11 protein-coding genes and 1 pseudogene are annotated in these 17,627 nt (G+C 49.8%); 6 read left to right on the forward strand and 6 right to left on the reverse strand.

Annotated features, from left to right (window positions below; translation table 11 throughout):
* Positions 1–83: 83 nt before the first annotated feature.
* Together pvuA and OO778_RS20325 are read right to left on the reverse strand one after the other, a co-directional pair.
* A complete protein-coding gene (gene pvuA / locus OO778_RS20320; protein WP_264912726.1) occupies positions 84–2,222 on the reverse strand; it encodes a TonB-dependent siderophore vibrioferrin receptor PvuA in 2,139 nt (712 codons plus the stop codon).
* A 121-nt stretch (positions 2,223–2,343) separates the two neighbouring features.
* Positions 2,344–4,380, reverse strand: coding sequence for a TonB-dependent siderophore receptor (locus tag OO778_RS20325; protein WP_033906633.1), 2,037 nt, complete (start codon positions 4,378–4,380; stop codon positions 2,344–2,346).
* 250 nt (positions 4,381–4,630) lie between these two features.
* Here OO778_RS20325 and OO778_RS20330 point away from each other — a divergent pair, with 250 nt between their 5' ends.
* The 5 genes and pseudogenes from OO778_RS20330 (at position 4,631) to OO778_RS20350 (ending at position 11,878) form a co-directional block, all read left to right on the forward strand.
* Positions 4,631–5,842 (forward strand): hypothetical protein, encoded by a 1,212-nt coding sequence (locus tag OO778_RS20330; protein ID WP_264912729.1) that lies wholly within the window; start codon positions 4,631–4,633, stop codon positions 5,840–5,842.
* Positions 5,839–7,670, forward strand: a pseudogene (locus OO778_RS20335) (IucA/IucC family protein). The gene OO778_RS20330 and the pseudogene OO778_RS20335 overlap by 4 nt, the downstream one beginning before the upstream one ends.
* Before the next feature lie 6 nt (positions 7,671–7,676).
* Positions 7,677–8,882: an MFS transporter gene (locus tag OO778_RS20340; protein WP_258683864.1), complete on the forward strand. Its 1,206-nt coding sequence runs from the start codon at positions 7,677–7,679 to the stop codon at positions 8,880–8,882.
* Positions 8,854–10,683, forward strand: coding sequence for an IucA/IucC family protein (locus OO778_RS20345; RefSeq protein WP_264912732.1), 1,830 nt, complete (start codon positions 8,854–8,856; stop codon positions 10,681–10,683). The genes OO778_RS20340 and OO778_RS20345 overlap by 29 nt, the downstream gene beginning before the upstream one ends.
* Positions 10,676–11,878, forward strand: a complete 1,203-nt coding sequence (locus OO778_RS20350; protein ID WP_264912734.1) for a type III PLP-dependent enzyme — start codon at positions 10,676–10,678, stop codon at positions 11,876–11,878. Before OO778_RS20345 ends, OO778_RS20350 begins: the two co-directional genes overlap by 8 nt.
* 73 nt (positions 11,879–11,951) lie before the next feature.
* Here the strand turns inward: OO778_RS20350 and OO778_RS20355 are convergent, their stop codons facing one another.
* From OO778_RS20355 to OO778_RS20365, 3 genes are read right to left on the reverse strand one after another with little or no spacing between them, the layout of a single operon-like run.
* Positions 11,952–13,196 carry an ABC transporter substrate-binding protein gene (locus tag OO778_RS20355; RefSeq protein WP_264912735.1) on the reverse strand — a complete coding sequence of 415 codons (1,245 nt, stop codon included), beginning with the start codon at positions 13,194–13,196 and terminating at the stop codon, positions 11,952–11,954.
* 2 nt (positions 13,197–13,198) lie between these two features.
* Entirely contained in the window at positions 13,199–14,629 is a 1,431-nt protein-coding gene (locus OO778_RS20360) for an ATP-binding protein (protein ID WP_264912737.1), read from the reverse strand.
* Positions 14,619–15,326 carry a response regulator transcription factor gene (locus OO778_RS20365; protein ID WP_264912738.1) on the reverse strand — a complete coding sequence of 236 codons (708 nt, stop codon included), beginning with the start codon at positions 15,324–15,326 and terminating at the stop codon, positions 14,619–14,621. Before OO778_RS20365 ends, OO778_RS20360 begins: the two co-directional genes overlap by 11 nt.
* A 240-nt stretch (positions 15,327–15,566) precedes the next feature.
* Between OO778_RS20365 and ptsG the strand changes: the two genes are divergently transcribed.
* The gene (ptsG, locus tag OO778_RS20370) at positions 15,567–17,009 is read left to right on the forward strand and encodes a glucose-specific PTS transporter subunit IIBC (RefSeq protein WP_264912740.1); all 1,443 of its coding nucleotides are present in this window, start codon (positions 15,567–15,569) and stop codon (positions 17,007–17,009) included.
* A 95-nt stretch (positions 17,010–17,104) separates the two neighbouring features.
* On the opposite strand, the gene OO778_RS20375 is transcribed toward ptsG, so the two are convergent.
* Entirely contained in the window at positions 17,105–17,551 is a 447-nt protein-coding gene (locus OO778_RS20375; protein ID WP_264912741.1) for a DUF302 domain-containing protein, read from the reverse strand.
* Between the last annotated feature and the right edge of the window lie 76 nt (positions 17,552–17,627).

Below are 17,627 nucleotides of genomic sequence, written 5' to 3' on the forward strand. Positions count from 1 at the left end.
TAAGAGTTTTCCATTACCTAAGATCGGCAAAGTCGCCAAGGTAAATTGGCGACTTTTCTTTTCAAACTCAGTGAACGAAACGCTTAAAACTGATAGTTCAGATCCAGCGTGTAAGAGCGTCCTGGAGCTGGGTACCGACCAACTGGGCTTGTATCAATCCCGCGGAAGTAATACTCCTCGTCAAACAAGTTGTTCACCGCAACATTCATGCGTAACTTGCCTTTGTCGTCTTTGTATAAATCCGTACCTAAGTTGAAGTTCCACACCATGTAAGACGGCACTTTGCCCGTTGCACCTGTTGCGTCTTCGGCACTGGTGTTGGCGTTATCGGTATACGAATCACTGAAGTAGAAGCCCGATAGCGTGGTGTCCATGCCGTAAAATGCGTAGGTTGCATCCCAACCAAGCTGATGCTTAGAGGCGTGAGGCAGTTGATTACCTTTATTCGCGCCTTCTTCTTCAAGCGTAGCGTCTAGATAGTTGTAGCTTGCGCCTAAACTCAGTGCAGGTAGAACTTCAGGCACGTAACGAGCAGAAAGCTCTATGCCTTGGTGAAGTGTTTTTCCGATGTTATCGAAGGTCTGCGTTGAGCTTTGCCATTGCAGTTGGTCTTCAAAATCGATGCGATAAAGTGCAGCGTTAAAACTGGTCGCATCTTGGGTGTAACGCGCGCCGACTTCGTAGTTCCAAGCCAGTTCGCTCCCTTCTTCACCCAAGCCTCGGATGTAGGCAATTTGTGGCGCACGAAGTGATTTTTGCGCGTTCGCATACGTCACCCACTGTTCAGTTAAGTTGTATGCCACCGTCAAACCTGGCAACCATTCCGTCACGGTGTTGTCTGCCGTTTGTTTTTTACCACGATCGGTAAACGTCATTCGAACCGACTCAACACGCAACCCAGGCGTTACCTTCAATGTATCATTGAACAAACCAATTTCGTTGCTAACGTATCCAGCAAACGCGTCCGTATCTAAATGCCAATCACGCGGAACGCTGGTTGCACCACCGGCGATTGGAGTCTGAGTGAGTTTGTAGTCAATGTCTTCGTTAACATAACGAGTACCCACGATCCAGTTTTGGGTAACGGATTTGCCTTCACCAAAATACATCGCCATTTTCGGCTCTATGCCGTACACGGTAAATTCACGTGGAGAGGTACGAACGTCCGTCGCTGGCAGAGCCGGATCCGCCCAATGGCCACCCGCACTGTTAAAGCCCCACTTGAAAAGACGCTCTGATTTGTGACCAAACGTTAGCACTTCTAGCTCGGCACTGTCGGCAAATGGCAAATCGTGGATGTACTTAACACTCCAGCGCGTCGACTTACCTTCATAATCATCGTACGGGCGTTTCGATTGATGACGATCTTGCTCGTAATCTTGTGGCGAAAGTGCGCCCGGCATTTGCGTTTCAGCATCGTAACGTTGCAGGAATGCTTGAATCTCTTGAGTATCACTCAGTAGCCATTGTGCTTTAGCTTGAAAGTTCTTCACGTCCGTATCGGAATGTTCACGGAAGCTTTCGCCTTTTAGAAAGTTACCTTCCAACTGTAGCGCGAATGTGTCGCTTAACCAACCGCCCGTGCGTAGGTAAAAATCATTCAGCGGCGCATCACCGCCATCAAACACGGTAAGGCGGTTACTGATTTCAGTTTGCCAAGTGTGTGGAATCGGTTTGGTCACTAGGTTGATCACACCACCGACGTTGTTTGGACCGTACTGCACTGCGGCACCGCCGCGTACAATGTCAATACGATCAAGCATCGACAGCGTTGCTGGGAAGATAGACTGACCAGTATGGCCGTATGGCGCGAGCGTTAGCGGCACGCCATCCATCAAGAACTGCGCATGACCACTGCGGCTTGCTTTCAAACCACGTACGGAAATGTTAGGCAATACGCCCGTTCCGCTTTCATCCTGAACTTTAATACCCGGAACACGCTGTAGCGCATTATCGATCGAACCCGCTGCGGTTTTCTCAATTTGATCACGGGTAATGACGGTACGAGCACCAGGGTACTCTTTGACGTCTTCAATGTCAGAGTTGCCAATCACGCTGCCAGTGACAACAACCGTTTCCATCACGGTGGTTTCGTTTTTTGCGGCAGGAGCGGCAACTGCGCTCATGGAGGTGGCAGAAGCGATAGCAATCGCGAGCACACTGTAAGTGGTAGACAAACCAGCACGTACACGCACTTTACCATCCAAATTCTGGTAAAACATTAAGGTCTCCTTTGCGAGAAATTGAGCCTCGGGCAGAACATTTCCCGTAGGCTCTCGGGGCTAAAACATCCTCAATAAGAGGTAAAAGTCGGCTAACGTGCATCAACTACGCACAACAAGCCTAGAACTGGTATCCGTAGCTGAGCATGAACTCGGCTGGTGCGCCGTAGCCAATCTGGTTTAGGCCAGACGTGCCGTTTGTTGCGCCAAGAATGTATTTCTCATCCAAAATGTTGTAAGCGTTCGCTTGGATCTTGTGACGACCAGTGGTGTACGCCGCCATCAAATCCACCGTGGTGTAATCGCCGAGTGCGACGGCTTCGTCGTTACCTGCGTAACGGTCGCCCACGTACTTCACACCACCTCCTAAACGCCAGTTGTCATCCAATTGGTAAGTGCTCCAAAGAGAGAACAAGTGGTCTGATACATCGTTAGGCTTTTTGCCTGTGGCTTTGTCTTCCGCATCTAAGTAGCTGTAACCAACAGAGATATCCCACTGTTTGGTGATTTGGCCGCGAGCCTCTAATTCAATGCCTTGGTGACGCACTTCAATTTTATCGATCACATCGCCGTCCACGTTAGTTTGTGGTTGCTCTTGATCAATCTGGAACAGTGCAGCATTCAACATTAATGCGTTATCCAAAAGGTACGCTTTCGCACCCACCTCTTTTAAGTCAGTGTGGAAGAATTCCGCCAATTTTGGATTGATGTAGATACCAGCGTACGGTAACTGCCAAGAGCGCGCTAAACTAGCGTATACGGATGTGTCGGAGTTGATGCGGTATACCAAACCAGCACGGTAGCTGACTTTATCATCATCCAACTTTTCTTTATCTGAACCCGCTTTTTGTTGTTCGAGTTCCATCGAGTCGTAACGCACGTTACCGATCAAAGAAAGGTCGCCCCACGTATAAACGTCTTGCACATACAAACCTGTCGTGGTGGTGGTATTGTCACGAAATGGCTTAAAGCCCGGATCAGGCGTTGGACCAACGACTGGGTCGTAGATATTTTGCGGAGGAAGCGTTTTGTCACTTGCCAACGTTAGGTCGATATCGATCTGGTTGAAATCTGCACCCACCATCAATTGATTGTCCCTGGTTTCCCAAACCAACTCAGATTGTAAAGTGGTCGTAGTACGTGGATCGTAACCAAAGTTGTTGACGGTTTGAGACACTTCATTGCCCGTCACTTTGCCCTGACGCGTGCCTTTTTGCTCAAGTTCGATATGGTTGAACGCCGCTCGGTTGTTCCATACCCATTGATCATTCAGACGCCATTCGTAATCCACCGCAATACGGAGACTGTCTGACTCCTGATAGTCGTTTGTGCCGCCAAAGTAAGTGCTTACTGGCAAATCAACTGGCTTGCCATTTTTTGATGGCACACCACGATATGGCACTAGTTCTTGATGGGCGTATTCCACGTCAATATCAATGGTGTGACCGTCCGCTGGCAACACACGAATGGTCGGTGCAATGAAGAAATCGTTTGAATCAACATGATCAACGTACGAGTCGGCTTGACGGTATTCCAAGTTAATACGCCCGTTGACCTTATCTGTGAACGCCATTGAGCTGTCGACCTGACCGACATACTGGTTGTTGCTACCTACACTGCCGTTTACGTGAGTAAAATTCTCACCGTTAGCGCGTTTCGTCACCAAGTTGATGATGCCCCCAGCCGAGCCACGGCCATACAAAGCGCCCGCAGGGCCTTTCACAATTTCAACGCGTTCAACATTCGCTAAGCTGCGGTAAGACTGCAACGTACCGTCATCTCGCAAGCCATCACGGTACATATCGTTGAGTGAATCAAAACCACGTATCATGAACTGATCGCGGCTGCCTTCGCCCAAGGTGTTATTGACCCCGGCTACCCCATCTAGCGCATCCACTAAGCGCACCGCGCCTCGGTCTTGCATTTCTGTTTTCGTTACTACGGATACCGCTTGTGGCACATCAAGCCATTCCACATCGGTTTTGGTGCCTGATTGAGGCATGTGTTCAGCATAACCTTCGTACTGATGCCCGAAGACTTGAATCGTTTCAGTTGCTGATGAGGTTGAGTTCGTCTCTTCTGAAGCCACTGCGCTTGGTGCTACTAGTGAAGAACCAATCGCGACCGCCAAGGGGGTCAGGGTCAATAATTTATTCATTCCATAATTCCGTTTAGTTGTTATAAAGCCAACGGATGGAAATAAGAACAAATATTATTTCTATTTGCAATATTAATTTTATGCTCTATATTTATTTACCCTAAAAACACAACTAACAACAAAAAAAACCAAACATAATAACAATAAACACTAAAACTTCTGCCCTCCGTCTCGCGAGAGGCACATTGGAAGACGACCGTGAGCGACTTTATCAACGTTAGAAGAAAATGTTAGAAAATTAGGAAAGCTCATGAAATCTACGATGATTATCGTAAGTCATGTCGTTAACGATGCAGTCACTCACGGCTTCGTGCCTGCAGCTAAAGCGATGGACCTTCACGTCGTTCTTATCACCGACCACAAGATCAGCCATTTAGAGCTGGCGAGTCGTGATAGTCACTTTAATCCGGATACCATTCTAGAATGTGATGTCTTCAACCCATTAGAACTCATCGAAACCATCACGGAGCATGAATTAAAGCCAGACGCTATTTTTAGCAATAGTGATCACTTACAAACTTCCACCGCCATCTGCGCGCAATTTTTTGGCCTCCCATCCAAAGATTGGTCTGTCACGTTAAAGGCCAAAAACAAACACTTAACTCGACAAGTGTTAAATGAAAAAGCCCTACCCAACACACAAAGCTGTTTGCTGCACCGCCATTCGAATGTGGCATTAGGCATGGCCTTTCCTGTCGTGGCAAAACCCAAAGAAGGCGTGGCAAGTTTAGATGTGCAGCGCTGTGACTCCCAAAGCGAGCTCGATGCTTACTGCGAGGCGTTTTGGCAAAAGCACCCAAACGCCGCCATTCTGGTGGAGCAGTTTCTTCAAGGGCCGTTGGTTACGCTCGAAACTTTAGGAGATGGTGAGCGCCTTATCGCCGTGGGCGGCTTTGATGTGTCGCTCTCAGAGCCGCCTTACTTTATCGAAACGGCCGCAGACTGGAACGGACCAAACGGCATTGCTCACCGAGAAGCTTGCGTGGCTCAACTGAAAGCGTTTGGCGTTGGTTTTGGTGTTTGCCACAGCGAATTTATTATCACTGAAAACGGCCCAGTCCTAGTGGAAATTAACTACCGCAGCATTGGAGATGGTCGCGAATTCTTGCTCAACAATCTCGCTCACTTCGGTTGGTTTAGCACGATTTTAGGTCTGCATTTAGGCCGAAGATTGGACGGCGATTACCAAATTCATGGTTCAGCGCACGTGCACTACGTAGTTGCGGAACACAGTGGTGTGATTGACGGAGGTTCGACGTCGTTCATCCAACACGATGACGATATCATCACCCAGCAACAGGTACTAAAAACCGCTGGAGAACACTTCCAACAGAGTTATTCCAATAAGGATTATCTCGCCCGAATTTCGATTGTCTCACCATCAGGGCGAAACCTCGACCAAGCGCTGCAGAACGCACTTAGCAATTTCGATCTAGCTCCGACTCGTGAGGTGGCAGCATGAATGACAACGCTTTGTATCTAACGCAACGATTGATCGACACTTGCTTACGCGAAGACATGTTTGGCATTTTGTCGAAAGCCAAGTTCAGTAGCGACGCGCCAAAAGGGGTAATTGTTCCTCAAGGCGAGCAAGTCTGGCTGATATTTGCCAACTCTGATTTCACGTTGTATTTACCCGTTGCGCCAACGTATTACATGCAGCACTGGCGCTACGGCCACGCCTATGGCGAAGCGCCGCTAGGTTGGTGGGTGGAGAAAAATGGTCAAATCGAGCATCAGCAGCATTATCAAGAGTGGATTGCGCTACTAACGACACTGACGCATGAGAGCTCTCACGAATTGTTGGCGGGGTATCTTCAAGAACTGGAATGCGCAGAGAAACACAAAGCGCTGTGTGACCAAGCGTTTCATCATCACGCAGACCACATTTCTCACCAATATCCAAGCTTAGTTCTTGGCATAAAAAGCTACTGCTTGCCGACCAGATCGCTTCTTACCTTGACCACCCGTACTATCCAACTGCGCGGGCGAAGTTTGGTCTGAGCGATGAAGACCTTGCTGAGTACGCGCCCGAGTTCGCACAAAGCTTTGCTCTGCATTGGATTGCGATTGAAAAATCACTGGTGACATTAACCAGCGGACAACCTGATTGCTGGCCAACAATGGAGCAAGTGGGGCTTCCTGCTGATTTTGCACTGAGCCACGTACTGTTCCCTGCGCATCCGCTCACCCTTCGCTCTTTAGAAGCCTTACCCGAAGGCATGATAGAAGCGCCGTTTACGTACCTAGACGTGACGCCAACGCTTTCCGTTCGTACTGTGGTAGTCAACGACGCGCCGCATATTCACATCAAAGTTCCGCTGATCATGCGATCGCTAGGCACGAAAAACATTCGCTTAATCAAGCCTTCAACACTGTATGACGGCCACTGGTTTGAACGCCTACTCAGCCACCTTGAACAAACGGACGCAGACTTAAACACTCGCTTGCTCCATTGCAACGAAAAACACGGTGGACACGTCGGTGAGGATAAAACCTTCGCGTACATCGTACGTGAGTACCCACTTACTCATTGCGAAGATAAAGCGTTAGTTCCGGTTGCCGCACTGGCTAGCCCAATGCCTGACGACCGCTTGTTCTTAGAACATTTGGCAGAGCAGTACTATCAACAAGATACGCTGGCGTGGTTCCAAGATTACGTCGACCTATTATGCCAAGTGCACCTCACCTTGTGGCTTCGTTATGGCATCGCATTGGAGTCCAACCAACAAAACGCCATCGTTGCATTTGATCAACAGGGCAAAATGACGCTCGCGATGAAAGACAACGACGCGGCGCGAATTTGGCCTGAGCGCTTCCACTTTGCTACAGAGTATGCTGCCCAAAAACACGTCGCAGGAACAACTCCCGTGGATTGTGATGAACTGCTCGACCAACGCATCAAAGTCGACAATGAATTGGCGCTCGGTCAGATGTTTACCACCATCACATTACAACTGGATATTGCAGCGATTGTAGAAGCCATGGCTGCGAAGGGCATTGCCTCTTCAGCATCGCTTTACGCCATCGTGGCCAAAAGCATTGCAGAACAACTCAACCGATTAGAAGGCGAAGGGTTAGAGACAAAACTGGCACGCGAGTTACTGCAAGAAGCACCTGATTTGTACGCCAAGTACTTGTTGAGCTCTGGCAGTTTGCTCTCGAAAGAAGCCTCTGGCGCGAGCGACATCAATAAGTTCTATGGTTTGTCGGCTCCGAACTTCTTGCTGCTTTCTAGCGAAGAAGCGCAACGCGCCTACTTAGAAGCCATCAAAAAAAGCGTACGTTAAACGATTATGACCAAACTCATCTACAGTGTGTTGTTGTGCCACTTTATCGCTGCGTTTGCCGCGTTAGGTATGCCGCTATTTCTACCCGTCGTGTTGCCAACGTTAGGCGCAAGCATTGATGCGGACTGGGCAGGGGTATTGTTTATCCTACCCACGTTTTGTACTGCGTTGGCGGCGCGATTTTGGGGCAACTTTGCCGATCGCTACGGTCGCCGCCGCTCACTCTTGCGTGCGCAACTTGGCCTTGCAGCAGGGTTTGCGCTGTGCGGCTTGGCAGACAACCTCGCCATGTTTGTGTTTGGTCTTATTGTTCAAGGAACCTTTGGCGGCACCATGGCCGCCTCGAACAGCTACTTATCTAGTCAAATTAAAGAAGCCAAAACACTCGGCAAGTCACTCAATAAAACCCAACTATCTGCTCGCTTGGCGCTGATCGTTGCGCCCATTGGGCTCGGCTGGAGCTTGTCAGAGACCAACCCGCTCAACGCGTACCTTTGGTTATGCGTTTTGCCTTTAATTGCGATGGGCATCACACTAACACTGCCAGTGGATAAACCCGCCGACCAAAACCTCGAAAAGCCAAACTCAGAATCTCAGCAAGAACAACCTGTTGCAAAGAAAAACGCAATGCATGCCATTCGCTGGATCTTCTTTGCTCAGTTCGGGTTTGCGTTTTCTATGGTGGTGACCTTTCCTTATTTCTCGCCGTTTGTGCAGCAATATGGCATCACTCACCACGCATGGATCGGTTTTTTGTACGCACTGCCGCATGGCGTCTATCTGTTGCTGGCAGGCAAAATCCACGTGTTGTCAGATGGGTTGAATCGCCATCAACCGCTGCGCACGTTGTGGCTCGGGTTTGCATTGCTTGCCGTGAGCTCTGCCTTGCATTTGATTGCGTCCGAAACCGCACTCATTGCTGCGAGAATTATCTTCGGCATCGCGATGGTGTGTTGCTATCACGGATTGCATCAGCATCTTGCGAGCAATCTGGATCGAAAACTCAGTGGCAAAGTATTTTCTCGCTTTGATGCCATGTCCAAATGGGGTGGCGTGGCAGCGGGATTTTGCGCTTCTTTCATTTCTAGCTTGGGGCTACTTGAGGTTCCTTTCCTACTTTCTGCGATAGTCAGCGTAATCACCTTGATCGCGCTGGTTCTCCATTCAAAATTTGGAAATCAACATGTTACAAACTCAATCCTCTCAGACTAGCGAGTTGCGCGCGCATGATGTGCAGCTCAATCGGGAGAAGGCCCAACTCAACACGATTATGGGTGTTCTTAATTGTTACTTACGTGAATTTGCGCTACCGAATCAACAAGTGGAATGGCACTACCAATCGACATCGCTACCCCAAACGTTAAAACGCAACTATTCCGCCAAGCAGCGGGTAGCCGTTCATCTTTCTCAACAAAATGGCGTGCTGGTTTTGCCGATTCACTACGCGAGCAAACTGGGCAAAATCAAATTGGCAGAACTGCCATGGGCGAAAATGCCGGGATCTGGTTGGGCGAAATTGGATGCCACGCAAACTCTTACGCTTTTGCTTAACTATCTCAAGCAGGTGTTGGCGATCCCGTTTAACCATGAGCTGATCGAACAACTGGAAAATAGCGTGCTGGTTACCGAGCAGTTTCTCAACGTCGCGCCCAAATCGCATCACAACGAATTTATCGCTTCGGAACAGTCTCTGATTTGGGGGCATACTTTCCATCCGACCCCGAAAAGTCGTTCGGGCGTCACCATGGATGATCTCTTGGCGTTTTCTCCAGAAGTCGGCGCGCAAGTCCCGCTGTACTGGTTTGAAGTGGATACGTCCTTACTTGATGTGCTGAGTTCCGACGGAGAAGCTAACCCTGCTCAGCGCATGCTACAACAGCTCGCGCCACAACACGCCACCAGCAATGGGAAGACACTCTACCCTTGCCATCCTTGGGAAAGCTACACCATTTTGAGTAATCCAACCGTGAAGCGTGCCATTGAACAAGGCAAGATCACGCCACTGGGTTTAGGTGGTGAAAAGATGCAGCCGACCTCTTCAGTTCGTACCCTCTACCACCCTGACATGGACTGGTTTGCGAAATTCTCCATCAACGTACGATTAACCAATTGCGTGCGCAAAAACGCGTGGTACGAACTCGACAGCGCCGTGCAGCTCACGTCGATTCTCAAACCAATTCGAGAAAACGAACAGCTGCACAACCCCGTATTTAAAGTGATGACAGAGCCTTACGCCACCACATTGAATCTAGAAAGTGTCGCTGATCGCAATTGGGATGACAACACCAAAGCACGCGAATCGTTTGGGATTTTGTATCGCGAAAATTTCTCGCTGAGCGAAGTCGATATCTTAAAACCAACCCTCGCCGGCGCTCTATTTGCTTACGACAAAAACGGCAACAGTTGCATTGCTCAACGCCTTAAAAACAAAGCGCGTACTACGAAAAATCGCTATTCCGACATCGCGACACTGTGGTTTGAACGCTATTTGCATTGCCTAATTCCGGGTGTGTTTAACTACTACTTCAAACACGGGGTGGCGTTTGAGCCGCATTTGCAAAACACCTTGATTGGCTTTGAGCAAGAGATGCCGTGTTGTGTTTGGATTCGTGATTTGGAAGGCACTAAATTACTGCCAGAGTTCTGGCCAGCAGAAACATTAACTGATTTGTCTGAACGCGCGCGACAATCGGTTTACTACAGTCGCGAACAAGGCTGGAATCGCATCGGATACTGCACCTTTATCAACAACATCAGCGAAGCGATTTTCTTCATCGCAGAAGGTGATGAGCCACTAGAGCAAACGCTGTGGAATGCGGTGCAAAGTGCCATTGTGCGTTGGCAATCAGTGAATGGAAAACAGCCGGAACTAGAAGCGTTGCTGAATGGCGGTCACTTCCCAAGCAAAAATAATTTCACCACGCGTTTGATGCAAAAAGCCGATAAGGAGTCGGGCTATACCCAAGTCGCCACGCCTTGGCAACAATACGAAAAAGGAGCGCAACATGTCTAATTCACTCTCCCTACCGACACGTATTAGCCAGCAAGTTCACACGCTCGCACAGCAGCAAAATCAACCCTTGTGCGCGTACTTGTATGACCTAAAAGCCTTAGAAGAACACATCAAACAACTGCGTCACGTTTTGCCGAAAAATGTCGAGCTATTTTACGCAGCCAAAGCCAATCCATCGGGCCCGATTCTCAAAACGCTCGCGCCGTATGTCGATGGTTTTGAAGCGGCATCTGGCGGGGAGTTGACACTCCTCCACCAGCAGCAACTCGATAAGCCATTGATCTTCGGTGGCCCAGGAAAAATGCCAAGTGAATTGCAACAAGCGATTGAGCTGGATGTTGATGCAATTCATGTCGAAAGCCTCACCGAGCTGCAACGCATTGGAGCACTAACCGAGCGCCTCAACCGCCCGACTTCGATCTTTTTGCGTATGAACATAGATATCGGCGACATCACGCTCAGCAAGCTGGCGATGGGAGGCAAGCCGACTCCATTTGGTTTTGACGAGTCAGAACTGAGCAATACTTTGATGTTGCTGCGCGATTTCCCGCAAGTGTCACTCAAAGGCTTCCATTTTCACTTGATGTCGCATCAGCTCGATGTTGAACGTCACTTAGCGTTAATGCAGCGCTATTTCCAAGTCGTGAAAGCGTGGCAACAAGAGTTTGAACTCGGTGAGCTGATGATCAACTTAGGCGGAGGCATGGGGATTAACTACCAAAACCCTGAGCAACACTTTCCGTGGATGGAGTTTTGCGACAAGTTGGAATTCCTCATCGCTAAAGAGCAAGTGCAAGATTGGACACTGCGTTTTGAATGCGGACGTTTCATCACGGCGGCATGCGGTTATTACGTAATGGAAGTGCTGGATATTAAGCAAAATCTTGGCGAAAACTTTGTCATCGCGCGCGGAGGAACCCACCATTTCCGCACGCCAGCAGCGCAGAGCCATAATCATCCATTCGTCATCCTGAAAAGCGAGCAACACCATGAGATTTCTCATCCAATTCAGCATGCACAAGCGACCTTTGTCGGCCAACTTTGTACGCCCAAAGATGTGCTGGCACGCAATCAACACGTCGCCCACGCCGATATTGGTGATTATGTTGTGTTTACCTTAGCGGGCGCCTATGCCTGGAACATCTCCCATCAAAACTTCTTGATGCATGAACCGCCGATCTTCCACTATTTCTAAACGGCATACTTCGCTTTACTCAAGCCCCAATCATTGGGGCTCTTTTATTCCACTCGGCACAAATTCATTGCCATTAACCGCTTTGCGAAATAGCAATTATGCGTTTTATCAGCTCGTCGGGTTCCATATTGGGATTGCGGTAAAAACGGAAGATTTCCGAGTTTATCGCTTGCTGAGCTACCGGATTGACCGCCATCGAATCAATCATACTCGGCACAGCGAGGTTGTGTTTAACGCCGTAGTGAAAGTCTTGATATGATTGGACCTGACACGGATTAAAATCGCTGATGTCGATATCGGTACGCACCGGAATCGAGCCTTTTACCTTATTGAACTTAGCTTGAAACTCGACGTCTGCCAGCGCGCTTGCGGTTTGCTGAGCCGCCTCGGCAGAAAACGACTTGCTCGACATAAACACCAAGCTGTCCATGTTGTAGAGGAATACACCATCGCTGTCAGGCGTTGGGTAACAACCGACCTCTTGCGGAACCGAGACTTGATTGGCGAGCAGCTCACCCAAAATCCAATCACCGCCGATTTGAAACAGCGCCTGACCGTCGGCTAGTGCTTGGGTCGCCGTATCCCACTTACTGTCGGGTAATTGGTTGTCTATCAACAAACTCAGGCGACGAAATTGCGTCAGTGCTTGGCGCAGTGTTTCGCTGTCGATGCTGTTGCGTTCAAGTTTAACCATTGCATTGGTGTAGAACTCAACGCCGCCAGTGGAGATCACTAAGTTCTCGAAAAGTTGGGCGACTTGCCAAGGCTGCTCACCGACCGCGATCGGCACGATGCCATTGTGCTTAGCAAGCTCCATGGCAGCGAACATCTCTTGCCAGTTTTTCGGCGCGGACAGATTCAGCTGTTTAAGCTGCTTGTGGTTGACCCACAACCAGTTCAAACGGTGCAGCGTAAGTGGCAGGGCGATATAGCCGTTTTGTGTTTTATTGATTTCGATAGACAGCGGGTAGAGCACCTCGTCCCAGCGCTGCTCATCGGCAACCGCGTTGACGTTGTGCAAAATACCGATGGCATCCCACGCTTTAATACTTGGCCCTTCGATTTGCGCGAAGCTCGGTGGATTGCCCGCAAGCGCTCGAGCTTGCAGTACCGTCATCGCGCTGTCGCCACCACCGCCTAACACCGGGCTTTGCAGCAGCTCTATATCGTGCCGTTTTAGCTGAGCTTTAAGTGTTTGCAGCGCTTGCTGCTCGCCGTCAGAAGTCCACCAATGTAAAAACTCTACCCCTTGTGGAGACTCAGCGTGAGCGACGCAAGGGGCGAGCAACAGTGGGAACAAGAATGCCAGTTTGTTCATAGTCAGTCTCTCGGGAAAGTCAGTGTGGCGCAGAGGCCGCCAAACTGAGAATGGCTCAGCGACAAACTGCCGCCGTGAGCCTTTGCAATGCTCTGTGAAATGGTTAACCCCAGCCCACTGCCTTCTTTATCGTTGCTAGCGCGGAAGTATGGCAGGCAGAGCTTTTCAAGTAATAAATCGTCAACACCATCACCGTGATCTTCAATTTCAATTTGGATCGACTCTGGGCTTTCACTCAGCGTAATGTCCGCTTGATGGCCGTATTTGAGCGCGTTATCGACCAGATTCTGAATGCAGCGCTTAATCGCTAACGGTTTACCAGCAAAGTGGGTGTGGATTTCACCGTGGATGCGAATTGTGTCCGGCGCATCGGCAATATTGGCGGAAATGTGCTGAATCAGTTGGGTGAAATTGATCGGCTCGATTTCCTCGTGGATATCGGTCTCTTTAATGCATTGCAATGCGCCTTTGACCATCAAATCTAGGTCGTTACTCAGGCGGATAAAGCGTTCTCGGTCGGCGTCGTCATCCAGCATTTCCGCCCGTAGTTTTAGGCAAGCAATCGGCGTTTTCAGATCGTGTGAAATGGCACTGAACAGCATCTCGCGGTCTTTAATGTGGCTGTCGATGCGTCGATTCATCTTGTTAAACGCTCGTACCGCCGCTTTCAGTTCGTTACTGCCTCGCTCAGAGACTTCGGGCACGTCTAATCGGCTCGACATCAGGGTTGCGGCTTTTGCCAGCTCTCGAATGGGTTGAATTTCTTTACGAACGATAAACCAGGTACACAACAGCAGCATTAGCGCGGACAGTAATAGCGTGAGCCATTGGCGCAGCTCAAAATAGTTAGTCTCTAGGTTGATGTAAGGCGCGGGTAGGACCGCCGCGAGATAAAACCATTCGTTCTGTGCGACTTCGACCTGCATCACCAGAATCGGCGGATTGAGGTCACCAAACGAAAGCGAATAATGCGCCCACAATAACGGCAGTTCATCGATAGGTAGCTCGTTGTTGAACACTTTGAGTTTGTCGCGCTGGGTGAACTCCACCTCGATATTAGGAATGCCGCTCAGCTCGCTTTCTAAAACCTCGCGCACTTGGTTGATGACCAACGTTTTGCGTTCGCTCTCTGGTAGTGGGTCGACGTCAATCTGGTGGTTGTTGAGTGAGACGAAAAAGCGCGTGCCGCCCATATTGCGTAGTTGATTGAGCACCAAGTGGCGATATTCAGAAGGGAGGGTTTGAAAGAAAGCGATGGTGGAAGAAGCGCTCAGCGCTAAGCTTTTGACCGTGGTGGTCAGGCCCTCTTTATCGCGTTCGCTGGCGTGTTGATACCAGATAATCCCCGACAATACCTGCGCCAGAACGATCACCAGCAACAGGAACACACTGGTACGAACGACCAGTGATCCCGTCCAGCGTTTAATTCTCATAATGCACGTCCGTGGTGAGCATATAGCCTTTGTTACGCACCGTCAGGATCAGCGAGCGATCTTTATCTTCAAGGTGATGACGCAAGCGACTGATCTGCACATCAATGCCGCGTTCAAACGGGTCGGCATCGCGTCCCCAGATCTCGCGGGCAATATCATCGCGCGACAATATCGATTGTGCGTGGTTGACGAATAAACCAAGCAGCGATAAGTCGGCACCACTGAGTTGTTTGACCTCGCGGCTAGCAAGGTGGGTCAGTTGGCGCGTCACGGTGTCTAACAACCAATCGTCAAAACGCACTTTACGCGTCAGTTTGCTATTGGTGGTGGATTGGCTACGCCTAAGAATCGTTTTGATGCGTGCGAGCAGTTCTCGAGGACTGAATGACTTGGTGATGTAGTCGTCGGCGCCCATTTCTAGCCCTGCGACTCGGTCGGCTTCTTCGGTGACGGCGGTCAGCATGATGATCGGGATGTCGGAGTTTTTGCGCAGTTTCTGGCACAGTGTAAAGCCGTCTTCACCGGGCATCATAATATCGAGGATGATCAAATCAGGATGGTGATCGTTGAGCAGTTGCCACATCACATCGCCGTTTTCTGCGCAGAGTACCTCAAACCCCGCTCGACCAAGGTAATCCGACAACGCTTCGCGAAGGTCGAGGTTGTCATCGACGACCAGTATCTGCTTGTTTTCCATCCTTCTCTCTCCCACCTCTCGTTGGCTAATATGATGCATTTTTAAGCGCTCACGTACAATCGAGCTGACTGCAATTCTCACGTCTTGGTACGAGAGATTTGTAAGTAGCCTCTTACAAACTGATTGCCTTTTGTAACCTTGAACGCCGCCTTGCTCGCTATGATCATCCTGACCTTACGTGAAACAACATGACCTGAAGGAATCAGGTCCTACAACACTGGCGTTCGTCAGGAGGAAACCATGTTTGCAAGTATATTTGGACAACTACAAAAAATAGGGCGCTCGTTGATGCTGCCTGTGGCGGTGTTACCTGTGGCTGGCTTAATGCTGGGTATTGGTAATGCCGGATTTGCGTTTATTCCGGAAGCGGTCAACAAAGTGATGCTTGCGGCGGGCGAGGGCGTGTTCGGCAACATGCAGTTGATGTTCGCGGTCGGTGTAGCGCTCGGGTTATCAAAAGGCAATGACGGTGCCGCTGCGCTCGCTGGCTTAGTTGGCCTAATCATTATGAACGCATCGCTCGGGATTGTGACTGGCTTGCGAGGCCTAGAAACCGACGCGACCATCATGGGGGTTGAGACGCTGCAAACCGGTGTGTTCGGCGGCATCTTTATCGGTGCGGTCGCGGCGTTTATGTATAACCGCTTCTACAACATCAAACTGCCGGAATACTTGGGCTTCTTCGCGGGTAAGCGATTCGTACCAATCGTCACCGGTTTATCGGCGATCGTCGTGGGTGCGATTCTCGCGTTTGCATGGCCACCTCTGGGACAACTTCTTGATGCATTCTCCCACTGGGCAGCGTACCAAAACCCAGTACTCGCTTGGGCGGTTTACGGTGCGGGTGAACGTTCTTTACTCCCGGTTGGTTTGCACCACATCTGGAATGCGCCATTCTTCTTTGAAGTCGGCAGCTATATTGACCCAGAAACAGGCAAAGAGTTTACCGGTGAGTTAACGCGCTTCTTCGCGGGCGATAAAACCGCAGGTTATCTGTCTGGTGGCTTTATGTACTCCATGTGGGCACTACCTGCGGCAGCACTGGCGATTTACCACTGCGCGTCTCCAGAGCGTAAGAAAATCGTTGGTGGTTTGATGCTGTCAGCGGCGTTTACCTCATGGTTAACGGGTATCACTGAGCCAATCGAATTTACCTTCCTGTTCGTCGCGCCTGTGTTGTACATCATCCATATTTTCCTAACCGGTATTGCGTTCGCGATCACCGCATTTTTGGAAATCAAACACAGTACCGACTTTGCGCACGGCGCGATCCAGTTCTTCCTCTACTACCCGATGTCGAGCAACGCATGGCTGTTCATCATCATTGGTCCAATCTGGGCAACCTTGTACTACGGCTTGTTCCGCTTCCTTATCGTGAAGTTGGATCTGAAAACGCCGGGTCGTGAAACCGACATTGCAGAAGTGCAGATTGCCGGACAACCTGATGAAATCGCTGTAGATGTGGTAGCCGCATTAGGCGGGAAAGCCAACATCAAGTCGGTCGATGCATGTATCACTCGTCTGCGCGTTTCGGTGAAAGACATTGCCAACGTTGATGTTGCTAAGCTGAAAGCACTTGGCGCGCGCGATGTGCTGGTGATTGGCGACAGTTTACAAGCGATTTTTGGTACGCAGTCAGACTCCATCAAGTCAGAAGTGCACAGCGTACTTGCTACCTCCTGATCTTACCTCCCCCAATCTAGGTAAGCTTTGCCAACCTCCCTGTGAGGTTGGCTTTTTCGTTTTCGGCATCAGAAAAACTTTGCCAATACCATGCCCTACTTCGCAGCCGCGCTGGTTAAGCTACCCAGCACACCACTGATTTTGCTCAGCACCTCATCGCAGCCTTCAATACGATGGCGCTGCTTTAAGTGCATCGGATCGTTGTAGGCTAACCACGTTTTACCTTCAGCATCTTCATACACCAACACCTTTTGGGGTAAATCGAGCGCCACTTCTTGCGTGCAGAGCATCAGCGGCGTACCCACTTTAGGATTCCCAAACACAATGACTTCGGTTGGTCGCAACGTCATATCGACTTTCGCGGCGTTCTCTTGATGGTTAATGCGCGCAAAGACGTTCAAGCCTTTTTCTTGCGCGATAGCGACAAATTTATCCGCAGTGTCTTTGGTTGAATGCGTGCTCGCAACGGTTACCACCCCCTCACCAGCCAACGCACTCAATGATGCCAACGCCACTACCAACCCGATGATTACTTTTTTCATTTGTCGTCCCTTTCTCTCTTAAGGCGAAAAGCCAAGTGTAAAAACTATAGAAGCCAAACCCAGCTCTCGCGAATCG

Source organism: Vibrio sp. STUT-A16 (assembly GCF_026000495.1).
Classification (GTDB): domain Bacteria; phylum Pseudomonadota; class Gammaproteobacteria; order Enterobacterales; family Vibrionaceae; genus Vibrio; species Vibrio diabolicus.